This is a genomic window from Rasiella sp. SM2506 (genome assembly GCF_050859505.1).
GTDB lineage: Bacteria > Bacteroidota > Bacteroidia > Flavobacteriales > Flavobacteriaceae > Marinirhabdus.
The window spans coordinates 1,699,233-1,716,355 of sequence record NZ_CP193934.1; the positions used below are offsets into that span (position 1 = coordinate 1,699,233).

Annotated in this window: 17 protein-coding genes; 5 read left to right on the forward strand and 12 right to left on the reverse strand. The window is 37.2% G+C overall.

Features of this window, described 5'->3' with window-relative positions:
* The first annotated feature begins 172 nt into the window (after positions 1 to 172).
* Entirely contained in the window at positions 173 to 1,186 is a 1,014-nt protein-coding gene (gene lpxK / locus ACQ2HF_RS07645; protein ID WP_432412932.1) for a tetraacyldisaccharide 4'-kinase, read from the forward strand.
* A gap of 34 nt (positions 1,187 to 1,220) precedes the next feature.
* Here lpxK and ACQ2HF_RS07650 read toward each other — a convergent pair whose 3' ends face one another.
* The 6 genes from ACQ2HF_RS07650 to ACQ2HF_RS07675 all read right to left on the reverse strand — a co-directional run bounded on the left by ACQ2HF_RS07650 (position 1,221) and on the right by ACQ2HF_RS07675 (position 7,455).
* On the reverse strand, positions 1,221 to 3,494 hold the full coding sequence (locus ACQ2HF_RS07650; RefSeq protein WP_432412933.1) for a response regulator: 2,274 nt from the start codon (positions 3,492 to 3,494) through the stop codon (positions 1,221 to 1,223).
* Between the two features lie 9 nt (positions 3,495 to 3,503).
* The gene (gene gap, locus ACQ2HF_RS07655; RefSeq protein ID WP_432412934.1) at positions 3,504 to 4,502 is read right to left on the reverse strand and encodes a type I glyceraldehyde-3-phosphate dehydrogenase; all 999 of its coding nucleotides are present in this window, start codon (positions 4,500 to 4,502) and stop codon (positions 3,504 to 3,506) included.
* A gap of 12 nt (positions 4,503 to 4,514) precedes the next feature.
* Positions 4,515 to 5,387 (reverse strand): lipoyl synthase, encoded by an 873-nt coding sequence (lipA, locus tag ACQ2HF_RS07660; RefSeq protein ID WP_432412935.1) that lies wholly within the window; start codon positions 5,385 to 5,387, stop codon positions 4,515 to 4,517.
* Positions 5,388 to 5,562: 175 nt separating this feature from the next.
* Entirely contained in the window at positions 5,563 to 6,135 is a 573-nt protein-coding gene (locus tag ACQ2HF_RS07665) for an RNA polymerase sigma factor (RefSeq protein WP_432412936.1), read from the reverse strand.
* A complete protein-coding gene (locus tag ACQ2HF_RS07670; RefSeq protein ID WP_432412937.1) occupies positions 6,126 to 7,220 on the reverse strand; it encodes a glycosyltransferase in 1,095 nt (364 codons plus the stop codon). The genes ACQ2HF_RS07665 and ACQ2HF_RS07670 overlap by 10 nt, the downstream gene beginning before the upstream one ends.
* Before the next feature lie 28 nt (positions 7,221 to 7,248).
* Entirely contained in the window at positions 7,249 to 7,455 is a 207-nt protein-coding gene (locus tag ACQ2HF_RS07675; protein WP_432412938.1) for a membrane or secreted protein, read from the reverse strand.
* Between the two features lie 88 nt (positions 7,456 to 7,543).
* Here ACQ2HF_RS07675 and ACQ2HF_RS07680 point away from each other — a divergent pair, with 88 nt between their 5' ends.
* Positions 7,544 to 8,140, forward strand: a complete 597-nt coding sequence (locus ACQ2HF_RS07680) for a fasciclin domain-containing protein (RefSeq protein WP_432412939.1) — start codon at positions 7,544 to 7,546, stop codon at positions 8,138 to 8,140.
* Positions 8,141 to 8,152: 12 nt separating this feature from the next.
* Here ACQ2HF_RS07680 and murB read toward each other — a convergent pair whose 3' ends face one another.
* Together murB and ACQ2HF_RS07690 are read right to left on the reverse strand one after the other, a co-directional pair.
* Complete coding sequence (gene murB, locus ACQ2HF_RS07685) at positions 8,153 to 9,166, reverse strand: UDP-N-acetylmuramate dehydrogenase (RefSeq protein ID WP_432412940.1); 1,014 nt, start codon at positions 9,164 to 9,166, stop codon at positions 8,153 to 8,155.
* Positions 9,166 to 10,356: a pyridoxal phosphate-dependent aminotransferase gene (locus ACQ2HF_RS07690; RefSeq protein WP_432412941.1), complete on the reverse strand. Its 1,191-nt coding sequence runs from the start codon at positions 10,354 to 10,356 to the stop codon at positions 9,166 to 9,168. The genes murB and ACQ2HF_RS07690 overlap by 1 nt, the downstream gene beginning before the upstream one ends.
* 93 nt (positions 10,357 to 10,449) lie before the next feature.
* Here ACQ2HF_RS07690 and ACQ2HF_RS07695 point away from each other — a divergent pair, with 93 nt between their 5' ends.
* Entirely contained in the window at positions 10,450 to 11,799 is a 1,350-nt protein-coding gene (locus tag ACQ2HF_RS07695; RefSeq protein ID WP_432412942.1) for an aspartyl protease family protein, read from the forward strand.
* Between the two features lie 55 nt (positions 11,800 to 11,854).
* Here the strand turns inward: ACQ2HF_RS07695 and ACQ2HF_RS07700 are convergent, their stop codons facing one another.
* Positions 11,855 to 12,244 carry a DUF1573 domain-containing protein gene (locus ACQ2HF_RS07700; protein ID WP_432412943.1) on the reverse strand — a complete coding sequence of 130 codons (390 nt, stop codon included), beginning with the start codon at positions 12,242 to 12,244 and terminating at the stop codon, positions 11,855 to 11,857.
* A gap of 134 nt (positions 12,245 to 12,378) precedes the next feature.
* On the opposite strand from ACQ2HF_RS07700, the gene ACQ2HF_RS07705 reads away from it, so the two are divergent.
* The gene (locus ACQ2HF_RS07705; protein WP_432412944.1) at positions 12,379 to 15,009 is read left to right on the forward strand and encodes a valine--tRNA ligase; all 2,631 of its coding nucleotides are present in this window, start codon (positions 12,379 to 12,381) and stop codon (positions 15,007 to 15,009) included.
* A 97-nt stretch (positions 15,010 to 15,106) separates the two neighbouring features.
* A complete protein-coding gene (locus ACQ2HF_RS07710) occupies positions 15,107 to 15,349 on the forward strand; it encodes a hypothetical protein (RefSeq protein WP_432412945.1) in 243 nt (80 codons plus the stop codon).
* A gap of 60 nt (positions 15,350 to 15,409) precedes the next feature.
* Here ACQ2HF_RS07710 and ACQ2HF_RS07715 read toward each other — a convergent pair whose 3' ends face one another.
* Genes ACQ2HF_RS07715 through ACQ2HF_RS07725 form a run of 3 tightly spaced genes read right to left on the reverse strand, consistent with a single transcriptional unit; the run spans position 15,410 to position 17,120 of the window.
* Positions 15,410 to 15,676 (reverse strand): acyl-CoA-binding protein, encoded by a 267-nt coding sequence (locus ACQ2HF_RS07715; protein ID WP_432412946.1) that lies wholly within the window; start codon positions 15,674 to 15,676, stop codon positions 15,410 to 15,412.
* Complete coding sequence (locus ACQ2HF_RS07720) at positions 15,677 to 16,327, reverse strand: phosphatidylserine decarboxylase family protein (RefSeq protein ID WP_432412947.1); 651 nt, start codon at positions 16,325 to 16,327, stop codon at positions 15,677 to 15,679.
* A complete protein-coding gene (locus ACQ2HF_RS07725) occupies positions 16,317 to 17,120 on the reverse strand; it encodes a phosphatidate cytidylyltransferase (RefSeq protein ID WP_432412948.1) in 804 nt (267 codons plus the stop codon). The genes ACQ2HF_RS07720 and ACQ2HF_RS07725 overlap by 11 nt, the downstream gene beginning before the upstream one ends.
* Positions 17,121 to 17,123 lie beyond the last annotated feature (3 nt).

Here is a 17,123-nt window from a genome sequence, read left to right on the forward strand (position 1 = left end):
AAAATAGTTTTAAGCAATTAAATTGTAACAACTTCATCAATCTTATCCCCATCTTTTAAAAGGGGGCTAATGTTAAGGAATCTAAACTTAGAAAATAGTGGAGTAAAGATAACAGTTTCTCAATTTTAAGCATATTTACACCAACAAACTTATCTTTACACTTTATTTTTCTATGAAGCTACTGCGAAAATTATTGTTTCCCTTTTCCATTTTGTATGGCTGGATTACAGGTTTTCGGAATTTTTTATACCACCATGGTATCTTGGAAAGCAGGGAGTATAAAACGCCTTTGGTGTGCGTTGGTAATCTTTCGGTAGGTGGAACGGGCAAATCGCCTATGATTGAATACCTCATTTCGTTTCTAAAAGACGACTACCGCATTGCCGTGTTAAGCCGTGGTTACAAAAGAGAAACCAACGGGTTTCTAGAAGTTAGTGAAAACCATACCGCTATTCAAGTAGGGGATGAGCCACTTCAGTTTAAGAAAAAGTATCCGGAAGTTACCGTTGCTGTTTGTGCAGATAGAAGGACAGGGATTGAAAAACTGCAAGAGCAGGCGGATGTAATTTTGCTGGATGATGCTTTTCAGCATAGAAAAGTGAAGGCAGCTCTAACTATTTTGTTGACACCATTTCACGATTTATTTATTGAAGATTATATGTTGCCTGCGGGTAATTTACGCGAGCCCAGGAGTGGTTCCAAAAGAGCAGATTGTTTGGTGGTAACGAAATGTCCGCCACGAGTTCCGTATGCAAAATTGCAGGAAATTGAGTTGCGAATGCCTATGTATCAGCATCAGAAGCTTTATTTTTCTACTATTGGCTATGCTTCACAGCTTTTTAATGCTTCGGAAAGTTTACCGCTAAAATATTTGCAGGACAAGCCTTTCACCCTAGTAACGGGAATTGCAGATCCTTCTCCTTTGGTGGGTTTTTTAACTGAAAGCAACTTCAGTTTTACCCACGAGAAATTTCCGGATCATCATAATTTTTCTTTAACCGAAATAGAAAAACTGAAACAAAAAGAAATTATAATTACTACCGAAAAAGATTTTATGCGTTTACAGAGTACAATTGAAAAATTTGCAATGTATTATCTGCCTATTGAAACCGTAATTTTAAAAGAACAGGCCACGTTTTTTGAAGATTTTGTAAGAAAGTCAATCGATAAAAAGCGGTTGGGTTAAAGATATAAAGCCAAGAAATTCTGGGATTGTATTCTTACTTAGGCATTGGCATCTTTCTGCCCTCTAGCGTTTTGTGGATTTTTTCAAAAAATTCTTCCGTCTTAAATGGTTTCGGTATAATCTCATTGAAACCTGCTCTGTAGAAATCGTCTAGATTTTCATCTATAGTTACTGCTGTAAGTGCGATTATTGGTAGGTCTTTGTCGAATTCTCTAATCTTTTGTGTAGCCTCTATACCACTAATGCCTGGCATATGAATATCCATTAAAATAACGTCGAACTTTTTTTCTTTTGTCATTTTTACCGCGTCCATACCATTGTCTGCCACTTCACAAACCATTTTATTTTTCTCCAAGATTTTTTTGGTAATCATTTGGTTTATCTTGTTGTCCTCGACCACTAATACTTGCTTATTTTCGAGTGAAGCATAGTCTATCTCATACGCTGCATTTCGTGGATTGTTCTCTTCCTGGAATTCTTCGGAAACATTAAAGTTGATATTAAACCAAAATTTAGATCCTTTTCCTAGCTGACTTTCCAAATGAATCTTACTTCCCATGAGTTCTAATAGATTTTTTACAATGGAAAGTCCAAGACCAGTGCCTCCAAACTTCCTGTTAATTTGCAAAGATGCCTGAGAAAAAGTTTCGAAAATACTCTTTTGTTTTTTCTTTGAAATCCCAACGCCGTTATCCTCAACTTCAATAAGCAGTTTTATCTTAGAGGAGTTATTATCCAATTTTAAAACCCGAACTACAACCTCGCCGTTTTGAGTAAATTTTACTGAGTTTCCAATTAAATTTATCAAAATCTGTGATAGCTTCAAAGGATCTCCCATTAATTTGGTTGGAATGTTGTCGTCATACTCCAATCGTAATGTGTTTTTACGATCCACAGCAGATTTTTTAAGTGCAATTAGCACATCATTGATGCGCTTTTTTAAAGAGAAGCTGGTTTTTTCAATTTCAACTTTATTGGCTTCTAATTTGTTTAAGTCTAAGATGTTGTTGATGAGTGATAGTAAGTATTCTCCTGAAAATTTTAAGGAGTTTAAGTGCTCTTTTTGCTCTTCTTTTGGATCTTCTTCGAGCAACAAATGCGTAAGTCCGGTCACAGCATATAATGGCGTACGTAGCTCGTGGGTAATGGTACTAAGAAATTGTGCTTTTGCCAAAGATGCTTTCTCTGCTTTTTCTTTGGCGCTTTGCATCTCTACATTTTTATCTTGTAGTAAGTTGTTTGCTTTTGCTCTTAGATTGTTGTTTTTATAGAGTGACAGGGTGAGTAGTGACAGGATAATAATTAATGCAATACTAAGTCCCGTCGTCATTTTATTAAGATTCAATGATCTGGCTTGTGCATCAATTTCGGACTGCTTATTTTCTATAATTTGTTTGAAGTTTCCAACACTACTTTCTGCGTCTACGCCTCTGGAAATGGCTTGCGAATAAATCTGGTTTATAGAATCATTGAGCTGAAGATATCGCTCTAGCATATTTTCAGCTTCCTCCGTATTTCCGTCTCTTAGGGCGATTTGAGAACCTGTTTTATAGCTTTCGGCACTTAATTTTGAATAGCCTCGCGCTATTATGATACGCTCTGCATTTGCAATAGATGTTTTTGCTTGTCCAAAAGCATCTCTAATTTCTTCATCTGAAACATTAAGTAACGCCTGAGCCTTGTTTATTTCTGCAACGGCTTCTTGGTATTTTATATCTTCCACTCTAAATATGGGAAGACACGCATTAAAGTAATTGATTGCTTTTTTATAGTTTTTACGTTTCAACTCCAGAATTCCAAATCCAAGAATAACATTGGCTTGTCCCAGTTCGTTATTTTGAGCAACATAAAGCTTGTCTGCTTTTTCAAGATAATCTTCAGCTAGAGCGTACTCATAATTTCGGGTTAATATGAGTCCAAAGAGGCTATAGGTATACGCTTTAACTTGCGTACTGGTTTTTTCATTTACATAGGTTAAAGCCGTGTCCATTTCAGACTTTGCTTTCCCGTAATTCTGAATATAATAACTAAGCTCTGCCATACGGAGCTTTGAATCCAACTTCAATTCTAGAAAATTACCCTCATTAATTTTCTTATCAGCTTTAATGAGTTTTAGGATAGCACTTTCAAATTCTTGTTTCGAAATTTCGTCCGTGGCTTCTTGATGCAATTTTTTTATTGCCGAAATAGAATCAGTACGGGTTTGTTGTGAAGACACAACAAAAAACGTAAAAAAGCATAAAGTAGTAAGCAGTAGCTTTGTATTTTTATATAGCAAACTTCGCATTAAGTAGGAATACTTTGGCATTAAATATACTTATTTCCTTGAAACATGAAGGATTAAATCTACTATTCTTGATGAATAGCCCACTTCATTATCATACCAGCCAATAATTTTCACCATAGTGCCTATTACTGAAGTCATTCCAGCATCGAAAATACAAGAATGCGTATTGCCTACAATATCTATTGAGACAATAGGATCTTCGGTATATTGAAGAATTCCTTTGAGATCCCTTTCTGAAGCTTCTTTGAAAGCCTGATTAATAGTTTCAATAGAAACTTCTTTTGTAACATTCAACGTAATGTCGCATAAAGAACCATTGGGAACAGGAACTCTTATGCCACAACCTCCAATAAAATTAGAAAGATGTGGGAAAATTTTTGTCAAAGCTTTTGCAGCGCCTGTTGTGGTAGGTACAATTGATTGTCCCGCCGCACGTGCTCTTCGCAAATCACGATGGGGTTGGTCGTGTAAGCTTTGGTCTGTGGTGTAACTATGTACGGTAGTAATGTATGCTTGTTTAATGCCGCATAATTTATCTATCACCTGAAGCATAGGAGCGGCATTATTTGTGGTACAAGACGCATTGGAAATTATAGTATCTTCAGCAGTAATTACAGACTCGTTCACTCCAAAGACAACTGTTTTAATACTGTCTTCTAAAGGGGGAACCGATAAAATTACTTTTTTGACGTTGCCTTGCAGATGCTTTTGTAGCTGTATTTTCTCTTTGAATTTTCCAGTAGCTTCAATTACTATTTCAGCATCTAGCCAGTCTATATTGGCTATATTTTTCTCTGCTGAAAAGTAAATTTCATTTCCAGCGACTATAATGCCATTTGAAGTAATTTCAATAGGTTCTTTTAAAACACCGTGAATGCTATCATACTTTAAGAGGTGTGCTAAGGTTTTGGTGTCTGCAATATCGTTCACCTTTACCAATTCAATATCTGGATGATGCAATAAACTGCGGAAGAGTGTGCGGCCTATACGTCCAAAACCGTTAATGCCAACTTTAATTTTTGCTGCCATTGTTGTTTTAAATTACGTTAAGTGCTTTTGAGCTTTGTAGGAAGACCGAACCAAAGGGCCACTTTCCACGTGTCGGAAACCCATTTCTAAACCAATAGTTTCATATTTTTTGAACTGCTCTGGTGTGATAAATTCTTTTACAGGAAGGTGTTTTTTAGAGGGTTGAAGATATTGACCAATTGTTACAATGTCTAGATGTACACTTCTTAAATCTTCCATCGTTTGCAAAACTTCCTCTTCTTTTTCGCCTAGTCCAAGCATAATTCCGCTTTTTGTGCGGGTAATACCTTCAGCTTTCAAATACCGAAGTACTTCAAGGCTACGTTCATATTTTGCTTGTATGCGCACTTCACGGGTGAGACGCTTAACAGTTTCCATATTGTGTGATACTACCTCTGGGGCTACTTCAATAATGCGGTCTATATGTTTTGTAACACCTTGAAAGTCTGGAATAAGAGTTTCCAAAGTGGTTTCTGGATTCATACGGCGAATTGCCTTCACGGTTTCGGCCCAAATAATGGAACCCATATCCTTTAAATCGTCACGATCTACAGAGGTAACTACGGCATGTTTAATTTCCATTAACTTAATAGAGCGGGCAACCTTTTCGGGCTCGTCCCAATCTATGGTTTCGGGTCTGCCGGTTTTTACACCGCAAAAGCCACAAGAACGCGTACACACATTCCCTAAAATCATAAACGTTGCCGTTCCTTCTGTCCAGCATTCGCCCATATTAGGGCAGCTTCCAGAGGTGCAAATAGTATGAAGATCGTACTTATCTACCAAACCACGTAGTTCCGTGTATTTTCTGCCAGTTGGTAACTTTACACGAAGCCATTTGGGCTTTGGGGTAGGTCTTGTAGGTGTTAAGGTTTCTGTGCTCATAGTATAGGACAAAGATACAATTTTATAAATTCTAAGTAGAAAGTTCTAACGTCAAGATTGTCTATGGTTACATTATGTATTGTGATAGGTTTCTGTCTGGAATATTAAAAGATTCCGAAACCTGATGACGACGAGGATACTACTGCTTCGCTACCTTAGTTTTTTAGTAAGCTTTTTAAAGTAAACTATTTGATTTAATGATTTCCGCCAGAAGTTTTCTGGCTCTTAACAATCGTACTTTTACATTGTTTAAAGGTTCTTCAAGATTTTCGGAAATTTCGTTATAGGACATTTCCTGAAAATACCTCAGGTTTATAACGTCTTGATAATGGGGTTTTAACTGCTTGATAAAGCGTAATAATTCGGCTAAATTCTGCTCTGTAATGAGCTTGTCTTCGGCAGTAGGTGCGTGATCGGGAATTTTCCTGAATAACTCCTCGCTTGTGTCGGCAGTTTTAGAAAAAATGGAAGTGCTTTTCTTTCTATGCCGGTCTATTTGAATATTCTTGGAGATGGTAGTGAGCCAGGTGCCAAAGGTATAGGACGAATTATATGTGTCCAGTTTGTCGAACGCTTTGCTGAAGGTTTCTATGGTGATTTCTTCGGCTTCGTACTCGTTATGGATCCTTTTTAATTGAAACCCATACACTTGATTCCAATAGTGATGTAGTAAAAAATTGAACGCTCCTTGTTTGCCATTTTTAGCACTTTCTATCTTTTCTTGGATGTATTCTTCAGTTATTTCCAACGGGTGGGTTTTGCGCTACTATTAAAAATAAAGATACTTAATTGCACCCAAATTAAAAACAATTCTAAAAAAGGGATGAAAGGAATGAGGTTGTTTTCTTTTAGTTTTTGTGCTGCTTTACCCATAATAATATACTGCACCAACAATCTAAATGCCAAAATTAAAAGTGTTATTTTCCAAGAGGTCAGCGCAAAACAAACAGGAAGCAGTAGCCAAAATAGGAGGTTGGTTGCATAGTAAAGTCCAAGCGCAATTTTGTGTTTTGGCTTATAGAATTTTGCCGTTGTTATATGGCGTCTCTTTTGAGTAATCCAACTTTTAAAGGTTGTTTTGGGTTTTGAGATGGTAAAACTTTCTTCGGAATAGCAGATAGCTGTATTTTTAGAGGTGGCAGTTTCGTTTACAAACAAATCATCATCTCCAGAAGGAAGTTGTATGTGGCTCATAAAGCCATTATTGTCGTAATATAACTTGCTGGTATAGGCCAGATTTCTGCCCACACCCATATAAGGTATTCCAGCTTTTGCATATGCAAAGTATTGTATGGCAGTTAGTAATGTCTCAAACCGGATAAGACTATTAAGCATGCTCTTGTGTTTTTGATACGCCCCGTAGCCTAGTACTATTTGTGTGTTCGTGTCAAGCAGACCACTCATTTCTCGAAGCCACTGGTTTGATGCAGGTTTGCAGTCGGCATCCGTGAAGAGCATTCTTTTGTTCAAAGATTTTTTTATGCCTAATGTGAGCGCATATTTTTTATTACCCCAAAAAGCTTCATTATTTTTCACATTTACCAACTTTACTCTAGCATCATTTTTGGCAATTTGTTCCATAATGTCAAACGTGTTGTCGCTTGAAGCATCATTAATTAAAATAAGTTCAAAATCTGGATACTCTTGGGAAAGGATAAAAGGTATATTTTCTGAAAGATTTTCAGCTTCATTTTTAGCACATATGATTACTGAAACGGGATAGCATTTCTTCGATACGATTTCAGAAGGTGAGGCAAAAGCAAATTTTGAAAATAGCAAATAATAGCAACAATTAATAAGGGCAATACTTGCCAGTGCGTAGAGTAAAATCATAGGCGCAGGGCTACCAAAAAATCAGGATTTATGAGGTGTGTACTTCTTCTTCGCAGTTCTCGAACTGGTCTGGAGTTTTTCCACAAAATCCACAGGCATCACCCTCTTTGTTTAAAAATGGACTTTGACTTGCGCAAGTACCTGCAAATTTGCCGTCTTTCTTTGCCCATATTTTTATAGCAATCCCAGCGACTGCCAATAATAAAAGTGCAATTGTGATAAGTAAGAGTTCCATAAGGTGCAATTTGGGTACAAAAATACAATCTTTCTTTTTGATGCCTTAGAAATTTAGTTATTTTTAGCTTTTAGAAAAAACATATAAAATGAAACACTACCAATTAGTATCTATAGGGCTATTAGCCACAACACTATTATTTTCTTGCAAAAATGATACTGAAGAAAAAGTAACCAACACCACTTCTGAGATGACGACTAAAAAGGAAGTTAAAAAAAGGGTGTTGACGCCAGAGCAGAGCGATAAAGTAAATAGTCTTTGGAGTAAAGTTTCGGTTAATAGCGACACTAAAAGCTTTATTAGGTTTATGACGAGTGCAGGCATAGCAGATACGTTGCTGTCTCCTTCTTCAAAATTCACCGTTTTTGCACCTAATAACGAGTCGTTTGGGGTTTTTACTGAAAAATATAATGTCACAAACAATCCCGATCAAAAAGAAGAATTGGTGACATTGCTTAAAAATCATATTGTTGTAGGTAGTATGGATTCCAGTACATTGGTGCAAGCACTTAAAAAGAGTGCCAAAGTAGAGCTTACAACGCTTACTGGCGATAAACTTACAGCTACTATGGATGGGAACGATATTATACTTACTAACAAAACGGGCGCTACGGCAAAAGTGAAGAAAAGTGATATTATGGCAAGCAACGGAGTTTTACACGTTGTAGATGCTGTTTTGAAATAGATGCTGAAAAAATTAGATAATGTTCACCTCAGGCTGTATGAAGATACCAAACTGAGCTTTTACCTTTTTCTGAATTTCTAACGCAAGTTCCCAAATTTCTTCACCAGTTGCATTCCCGTAGTTTACCAAAACTAACGCTTGTTTTTTATGTACGCCAGCGTCACCGAAACGTTTGCCTTTAAAACCTGCTTTTTCAATAAGCCAACCCGCGGGAATTTTAAACGCTTCTGGAGAAACTTCGTAAAAGGGTGCTCCTGGATTCTGGGTTCTGAATACTTGAAATTCTTTTGCTGAAATCACCGGATTCTTAAAAAAACTACCGCTATTTCCCAATTGTTTTGGATCTGGCAACTTAGATTGGCGGATGGCTATAACAGCTTCTGAGAGGTCTTTAATGGATGGGTTTTTAATATTTTTCGAAGCTAATTGATCTTGAATTGCGCCATATCCTGTATGCAATTGGTGATTTTTTTTAGTAAGCTGAAAGGTGACACTCGTAATGATATATTCGCCTTTCAATTCATTTTTAAAAACCGAATTGCGATACCCAAAGTTACAAGCTGCTTTACTGAATATTTCAAGCGTTTGCGTTTTTATTTGAAGCGCTTCACAACTTACAAAAGTGTCTTTCAATTCCACTCCATATGCCCCAATGTTTTGAATGGGTGCCGTGCCGGTATTTCCAGGAATAAGCGACATATTTTCGATGCCGCCGTAATTATTTTTGATGCAATATTGTACAAACTCGTGCCAGTTTTCGCCAGCCATTACCTTTAGTTGAACAGTGGCTTCGTTTTCTGAAACAACCGAAATTCCTTTTAAATCCAGATGAATTACTAAGGATTCTACCGTTTTGGTTAAAAGCATATTGCTGCCTCCGCCTAATAAAAATAAGGGCTCGTTGGTATGCTTCGTTAGAATATCTACTAATTCATTGACAGACTTCACCGAAACAAATCTTTCAGCTACTACGTCGATACCAAAAGTATTGTAATTTTTTAGAGATTTTTTTGTTTCTATCTGCATTAATCGCGGTATTCTTTTAGAGCGGCTTTTAATATGTTTACCGCTTTTATCAAGCTTTCTTTTTCAAGTACGTATGCAATCCGTATTTGATTTTTACCAACACCTTCGCTAGAATAAAAGCCAGCAGCAGGTGCTACCATAACCGTTTCTCCCTCTACATCAAACTCCTCCAGAAGCCATTGTGCAAAGAGGTCACTATCTTTTACAGGTAGCTGTGCAATGCAGTAAAACGCACCTTTGGGATGCCCTACTTGTACTCCTGGAATTGCTTCCAAAAGCTCGATGAGAATGTCCCGACGTTCCTTGTATTCTACAATTACTTCGTCAAAATAGCTTTGTGGTGTGTTCAGTGCAGCTTCGCTTGCAATTTGAGCGAATGTAGGCGGACTTAGTCTTGCTTGAGCAAATTTTAATGCGGTCTGTATCACCTCTTTATTTCGTGAAACCAAACAACCAATGCGAGCGCCACACATACTGTAACGTTTTGAAACTGAATCTATAATAATTCCATTTTCTGCGATACCTTCCATTTCCAGTATGGAATAATGTTTAAGTCCATCATAAGTGAACTCACGATATACTTCGTCTGCAACCAGAAAAAGATTGTGTTTTTTTACAATTTTGGCTAAAGATTCAATTTCTTCTTTGGAATATAGATATCCTGTGGGATTCCCAGGATTACAAATTAAGATAGCCTTTGTTTTTGGAGTAATTAATTTTTCAAATTCTGAAATAGGAGGCAAGGCAAAATTATCTTCAATTTTTGAAATTACAGGGACAATTTTTATACCACTCGCCGTTGCAAAGCCATTATAATTGGCATAAAAAGGTTCTGGAATAATAATCTCATCTTCTTGATCTGCAATAGTTCCCATAGCGAATAATAATGCTTCGCTACCACCAGTTGTAACTATAATATCACTTGCGTTCACCATAATGTTATTACGATTGTAATACGCGGCAATTTTTTCGCGGTAGGGCTCAGATCCTTCAGAACGAGTATACGCCAGTATTTCCAAATTGTGATGTGCAACGGCATCCATGGCTATCTGCGGACTTTTTATGTCTGGCTGACCAATATTTAAGTGGTAAACGGTTTTATTATTTTTATAGGCGATTTCGGCATACGGCACCAATTTTCTAATGGGTGACTCTGGCATTCTAGCGCCTTTTGAGGATACTGCTGGCATACATTTTATATTAAGAAACAAAGTTGCGAAATATATTCCATAAATACACGTACTTGTAATGGGAGATAGGTTAATTTTTTTATCTTGAAGCGTATGCAGACATTCTTAGTATATAGATTTTTACTGCAAATAATACTGTTGCTTTTAGGGAGTCAAATTATGATTGCTCAGGAAGGCTTTGTGCTTCCAAAAGGTGTAAAAAGTGATAAGATAAAGTTTGAATTGGTAAACAATCTGGTAATTGTTCCTGTGGAACTCAATGGCACCAAACTCTCTTTTTTATTGGACACGGGAGTAAATACCACTTTGGTGTTTAGTATTTCCGAAAATGACTCTCTAAGCTTAAACAATGCAATTCCAACTAAAATTAGAGGCCTTGGAGCTGGTGAAAGTATTGATGCACTAGAGAGTAAAAATAATACGTTACGGGTTGGGAAGGCACTGGACATGACGCATTCATTATATGTAGTTTTTGATGAATCTCTTAATTTTTCTTCAAGGATGGGAGTGCCTATACACGGAATCTTAGGGTACGATTTCTTTAAAAATTTTGTAGTAAAAACCGATTATATTGCTAAGAAATTAACCATTTACAATCCGGAGCTCTCCAAAAGACAGCCTTGGCGTAGGTATGAAGAATTTGATCTTGAGTTTTATGCTAATAAGCCATTTGTTTCGGTTAAAGTTTCAGGAGAAAACGGATTTCAGAATATACCGCTGCTTATAGATTCTGGCTCTAGTGATGGACTATGGCTTTTCAGGGAGAAAAAATATATTTCAGAAACACCAAAAAACTATTTTGACGATTTTCTAGGGTTGGGCTTAAGTGGGAATATTTTTGGAAAGCGCTCCAAAATTGATGAAGTTGTGATCGGCGATTATAGCTTGAAAAATGTGAGCACCTCTTTTCCAGACAAAGATGCACTTCAAAATATTGTATTTTTTAAACATAGACACGGAAGTTTAGGAGCTGCAATTTTAAAGCGTTTTATGGTATGGATAGATTACGAAAATGAAAAAATGTACTTAAAGAAAAACGCTAATTTTTCGAAACCTTTTTATTATAATATGGCAGGAATTACATTACAGCATGAGGGTACGGTAACGGTTAGAGATGTGCAGGATTTTAGGACTGGTTCCTTAAATTTAAGTCAGAGCGATCGCAATAATGGTTCTGTGACTATTCCGGTAAGCCCTGCATATTCGTTTTTTTTAGCCCCAAGAATTGTGATTGCTGAGCTGAGAGTTGGTTCGCCAGGTGCTCAAGCGGGTTTCTTGAAAGGCGATGAAGTAGTTTCAGTAAATAACAAACTTGCCTATAAATATAAATTGTATGAGCTGTCGGCTTTATTCAGTTCCAAAGCAAATAGAACTATTTACATGGTGGTGGAGCGTGATGGTAAACAAATAAAAAATAAATTTAAGCTCCGTAAAATGCTATAAAAAAAGCCGATTCCTTTAAGAATCGGCTTTGTAATTTTATATGTTGCGTAAAGATTTACTGCATAACACTTTGTCCTTCTGCTAATACTTCACCTTTAATAGTAAGCGCCTTTACAGGCTCGTCTGCATTAGAATATACTGTTACAGTCTTTCTAATAGGACCTACTTTATTTTGAGTATCATATTTAACTTCAATAATACCAGTTTCACCAGGTGCTACAGGTCCTTTTGGCTTTTTAGGGATTGTACATCCACAGCTCGATTTCACGTCAGATACTACCAAGGGCTGGTCTCCAACATTTGTGAATTCAAAAACACGCACACCGTCACTTCCTTTGGCAACTTTACCATAATCGATAGTTTCGGTCTTAAATTTAAACTTAGCCTGTGCGTTCATTGCAACTCCTGCAAATAAAACAACGGCTATTAATACTAATTTTTTCATAATTTCTAAGATTTTGGTATGGCTAATGTAGGCAACTTTTACGCAACCTGCAAACCAAGTTATTCACTTTAATAATTTTATAATAGTACAGTAAGTGCTATTTTTGCACTCTATTTCAAAAATTAGACCAAACTATGGCATTAGCTGCAAAATATAACCCGCAATCGGTTGAAGACAAGTGGTATGACTACTGGATGGAGCATGGGTATTTTCATTCAGAAGTGAACGAAAAAGAACCTTACACTATTGTTATCCCACCCCCAAACGTGACGGGTGTGTTGCATATGGGCCATATGTTAAATAATACACTACAGGATGTGTTAATACGTCGTGCTAGATTAAAAGGCTTTAATGCTTGTTGGGTGCCAGGGACAGACCATGCTTCTATAGCTACGGAAGCTAAAGTAGTAGCCAAACTGAAAGAAGATGGCATTGAAAAAAGTAACCTAACCCGTGATGAATTTTTAGAACACGCCTGGGAATGGACCCATAAACACGGTGGGATTATTCTGGAACAACTTAAAAAACTAGGTGCTTCGTGCGATTGGGAACGTACCAAATTTACCATGGATGAAGATTTGTCTAAATCGGTTATCAAGGTTTTTGTGGATTTATATAACAAAGGAAAGGTGTACCGTGGCTACCGAATGGTAAATTGGGACCCAGAGGCGAAAACCACCTTAAGTGACGAAGAGGTAAATTATGTAGAGAAACAAGGGAATCTCTATTATTTAAACTATAAAATTGAAGGATCTGAAGAGTATTTAACCATAGCCACCACGCGTCCTGAAACGATTATGGGAGATTCAGCCATTTGTATCAACCCAAATGATGAGCGTTTTACACATTTAAGAGGCAAAAAGGCTATTGTGCCTATTTGTAACCGTGTCATTCCTATTATTGAAGATGACTATGTAGATGTAGAGTTTGGTACAGGATGCTTAAAAGTGACACCAGCCCATGACGAAAATGATAAAGTGCTTGGAGATAAACACAAGCTTGAAGTAATCGATATTTTTAATGACGATGCTACGTTGAATAGCTTCGGGATGCACTATCAGGGAAAAGACCGCTTTGTGGCCCGTAAGGAAATAGTAAAAGAATTAGAGGATTTAGGGGTGTTGGCGAAGACAGAACAGCATACCAATAAAATAGGGACCAGCGAAAGAACAGGCGCTGTTATTGAGCCTAGGTTAAGTGACCAGTGGTTTCTTAGTATGAAAGAGTTGGCGCAACCTGCTTTGGACGCCGTGTTGGAGAAAGATGTAAACTTGGTTCCGGAAAAATTTATCAACACCTATCGCCATTGGATGGAGAACGTTCGCGATTGGAATATCTCTCGCCAATTATGGTGGGGACACCAAATTCCAGCCTATTTTTATGGGGATGGTAAAGAAGATTTTGTGGTTGCTGAAACTCTAGAGGAGGCATTGCCATTGGCGAAGGAAAAAATGGGGAATGATAGTTTGACGATTTCAGATTTAAAACAAGACCCAGACGCCCTGGATACTTGGTTCTCGTCCTGGTTATGGCCCATTAGCGTTTTTAATGGAATTGTAGAGCCAGATAATGACGAAATAAAGTACTATTATCCTACAAACGATCTGGTAACCGCGCCGGAAATTCTGTTTTTCTGGGTAGCCCGTATGATTATTGCCGGGTATGAATACCGTGGTGAAAAACCATTCACCAATGTGTATTTAACCGGTATTGTACGCGATAAGCAACGCCGAAAGATGAGTAAATCCCTTGGAAACTCACCAGATCCAATTGAGCTTATGAATAAATACGGCGCAGACGGTGTGCGTGTGGGGATGCTGTTGAGCTCTCCCGCAGGAAACGATTTAATGTTTGAAGAGGACTTGTGTAAGCAGGGGAGTGGTTTCGTAAATAAAATATGGAATGCCTACCGTTTGATCGATGGTTGGGAAGTTTCAGAAACTGAACAAGCAACAGAGGCTTCAAAAATTGCGATTACCTGGTATAAAAATAAGTTTCAAAAAGTGCTTGCCGAAATTGAAGATCACTACAGCAAATACAGAATCAGTGATGCGTTAATGGCTACCTATAAACTGGTATGGGACGATTTCTGTTCCTGGTTGCTGGAAATGGTAAAACCTGGGTATGAGCAACCTATTGCTTCGGAAACGTATGCTGAGGTGCTTTCTATTTTGGAAGAAAACTTAAAAGTACTACACCCATTTGTGCCTTTTATCAGTGAAGAAATCTGGCAGCATATTGCTGAAAGAGCTCCAAAAGATGCGTTGATTGTATCAGAGTGGCCAAAACCATCAGAGTATGACGAGCAGTTGATTAAGGATTTTGATGTAGCTGCCGAAGTAATTTCAGGTATCAGAACTATTAGAAAGCAAAAGAACATTTCATTCAAAGATGCTATTTCACTTTCGGTTATCAATAACGATAAGACCAGTACGCAGTTTGATGCGGTGATTTCAAAATTGGGGAATATTTCAGCACTACAGTATGTAGACGCTGCTGTGGAGGGAGCGTTAACGTTCAGAGTAAAATCGAACGAATACTTCATCCCAATTGAAGGTGCTATTAATGTTGAAGAAGAAATCGGGAAACTTTCCGAAGAACTAAAATACAACGAAGGTTTCTTAAAAAGTGTTCAGAAAAAGTTGAGCAACGAGCGTTTTGTTGCTGGCGCGCCAGAACAAGTGGTTGCCATAGAAAAACAAAAAGAAGCCGATGCACTTGCAAAAATTGAAACAATTAAGGCGAGTCTGGCAGGATTGCAATAGCTAAAAGCCGTTAAAAAGTTTTAAATTGTTCTAAAATCGCGTTAAATCGATATTTCTAGGCTAGTATTGTCTGTATCTTGCTGTAAAACCAAGTATTATGGAACAAGCAAAATATGACCAAATGCAAACCATGCTGAATAAACTGGAAGATATTAAAAACAGCCAGGAAAGCATTATAGATAAGATTAATCACGTAATTACAGATCTTTTTCAGAACTCAGATAAGGATCTTGAAAAAGTGATGGAAGCGGCACATCAAAGAGCCTCGGATAATGTAGATAAAATACGGGATGCGATGGAAGAATACGAAATAAAATTCAACAAAGCACAACAGTCGTAGTGCTATAAAAATTTAAGGAGAAAATGACAGCTATTATAGGTTGTCATTTTTTTTTATGCATTATTTCCTATACAGAAAATATTGAGTTACAGCGTTAATGTATGCTTCTTTAGCTTGATCCTCCGATAAATCTTTTGTTTGAAATAGCGCATTTGTCTTAAAAGCACTAATAATTGGATTGCTTCCGCTAGAGCTGTCTTCGCTGTTGGTGGCTTTTTTATAGTAGGCATATAGGCGCAATAGTACATCTGCAGGAAAAGCCTCATTGTGCTCGTTAATGCTTTGCACAGCTTTTAAAAAGGCGATATTGAGCTCTTCACTATTCATTTATTTTTCTGCTAGCACTGTGATTCCACCCTTCACTTTTTCATTAAGAGCAACATTTATTTTAGTTCCTATGGGCAGGTAAATGTCTACACGAGAGCCAAATTTTATAAAACCACTATCGCTTGCTTGTTCCACAAGTTCGCCTTGTTTTGCATAGTTTACAATTCGCTTTGCCAAAGCTCCTGCTATTTGTCTATGTAAGACTTCTCCAAAAGTTTCAGAATTTACAACTACAGTGGTGCGTTCGTTCTCTTCACTGGATTTAGGGTGCCAGGCTACTAAAAATTTTCCTGGATGGTATTTGCTGAAGGTTACAGTTCCTCCTACCGGATATCTCGTAACATGTACGTTTATAGGAGACATAAATACAGAAACCTGAAGGCGTTTGTCTTTGAAGTACTCCTTTTCGAAGACTTCTTCTATTACCACTACTTTTCCATCTACGGGTGATAATATGTGGTCTTTGTTTACGGGAAAATGTCTTTTTGGGTTTCTGAAAAACTGAAGAATTAATAATAAAAAAACCACTAGAGTTAAAACAATTCCTCCTTTATAAAACTGGTCACCCACAAAGTAATTAGCTATCAAACTTAAGATGATAACTAGAGAAAAGGTGATTACAATTATTCTATTGCCTTCTTTATGAAACATAATCTACAATTAATAAAAATGCATATAAAAACGGACTCGCATACATAATGCTGTCCAACCTATCGTATAATCCTCCGTGTCCTGGCATAAGTGATCCACTGTCCTTAACTCCTGCCTGACGCTTGAATTTTGACTGAATAAGATCGCCAATAGTGCCAAACAATGAGGCAATTAATGCCAAACAAATCCACACCCAAAGGTCGTATAATTCTGTAAATTTAAAGATAATAAATGCTGCTAACATAGACCCTGCAATACCGCCCAAAAAGCCTTCTACAGTCTTGTTGGGAGAAATCCGTTCAATTAATTTATGTTTTCCGAAGTTTTTACCCACCATGTACGCCATCACATCGTTGCTCCAGATAAGGATAAAAACACCAATAATGAGCTTAGGGAAAAAATCGCCTTGCTGAAAGGGAATAAGCGTAAGAAATATAAAACCACTAATCACATAAAATATCACAGTGATATACTTTTTCTTTTCGAACATTGGGATTTTTGTGGTCCATAATACATCCTTTAGTAAAAAAAGATTTACAAAACACGTTAAGATGAGGTACAGGTAAATGGCATTCTCGTCAAAGATATCGTAGCTTAGAAAATACATGAATATTAAAAGCAGCGCATAGGCTAAATAGCTTTTAAGATGTACCAGACGTAAAAATTCGGTAAGGGTTACTCCGGCAAGGATTAAAAATAGTAGCATTAACCATTCGTGCGAAGTGTACATCGAGAATACAATGATAGCAACATAGAGTAATCCCGAAATGGTCCGAACGATAAGTTCTTTCATAAA

Bases quoted from the DNA above. Each gene is read 5' to 3' on its own strand.
- lpxK (WP_432412932.1), top strand. From the start codon at position 173: ATGAAGCTACTGCGAAAATTATTGTTTCCCTTTTCCATTTTGTATGGC.
- ACQ2HF_RS07650 (WP_432412933.1), bottom strand. From the start codon at position 3,494: ATGCCAAAGTATTCCTACTTAATGCGAAGTTTGCTATATAAAAATACA.
- gap (WP_432412934.1), bottom strand. From the start codon at position 4,502: ATGGCAGCAAAAATTAAAGTTGGCATTAACGGTTTTGGACGTATAGGC.
- lipA (WP_432412935.1), bottom strand. From the start codon at position 5,387: ATGAGCACAGAAACCTTAACACCTACAAGACCTACCCCAAAGCCCAAA.
- ACQ2HF_RS07670 (WP_432412937.1), bottom strand. From the start codon at position 7,220: ATGATTTTACTCTACGCACTGGCAAGTATTGCCCTTATTAATTGTTGC.
- ACQ2HF_RS07675 (WP_432412938.1), bottom strand. From the start codon at position 7,455: ATGGAACTCTTACTTATCACAATTGCACTTTTATTATTGGCAGTCGCT.
- ACQ2HF_RS07680 (WP_432412939.1), top strand. From the start codon at position 7,544: ATGAAACACTACCAATTAGTATCTATAGGGCTATTAGCCACAACACTA.
- murB (WP_432412940.1), bottom strand. From the start codon at position 9,166: ATGCAGATAGAAACAAAAAAATCTCTAAAAAATTACAATACTTTTGGT.
- ACQ2HF_RS07690 (WP_432412941.1), bottom strand. From the start codon at position 10,356: ATGCCAGCAGTATCCTCAAAAGGCGCTAGAATGCCAGAGTCACCCATT.
- ACQ2HF_RS07695 (WP_432412942.1), top strand. From the start codon at position 10,450: ATGCAGACATTCTTAGTATATAGATTTTTACTGCAAATAATACTGTTG.
- ACQ2HF_RS07700 (WP_432412943.1), bottom strand. From the start codon at position 12,244: ATGAAAAAATTAGTATTAATAGCCGTTGTTTTATTTGCAGGAGTTGCA.
- ACQ2HF_RS07705 (WP_432412944.1), top strand. From the start codon at position 12,379: ATGGCATTAGCTGCAAAATATAACCCGCAATCGGTTGAAGACAAGTGG.
- ACQ2HF_RS07710 (WP_432412945.1), top strand. From the start codon at position 15,107: ATGGAACAAGCAAAATATGACCAAATGCAAACCATGCTGAATAAACTG.
- ACQ2HF_RS07715 (WP_432412946.1), bottom strand. From the start codon at position 15,676: ATGAATAGTGAAGAGCTCAATATCGCCTTTTTAAAAGCTGTGCAAAGC.
- ACQ2HF_RS07720 (WP_432412947.1), bottom strand. From the start codon at position 16,327: ATGTTTCATAAAGAAGGCAATAGAATAATTGTAATCACCTTTTCTCTA.
- ACQ2HF_RS07725 (WP_432412948.1), bottom strand. From the start codon at position 17,120: ATGAAAGAACTTATCGTTCGGACCATTTCGGGATTACTCTATGTTGCT.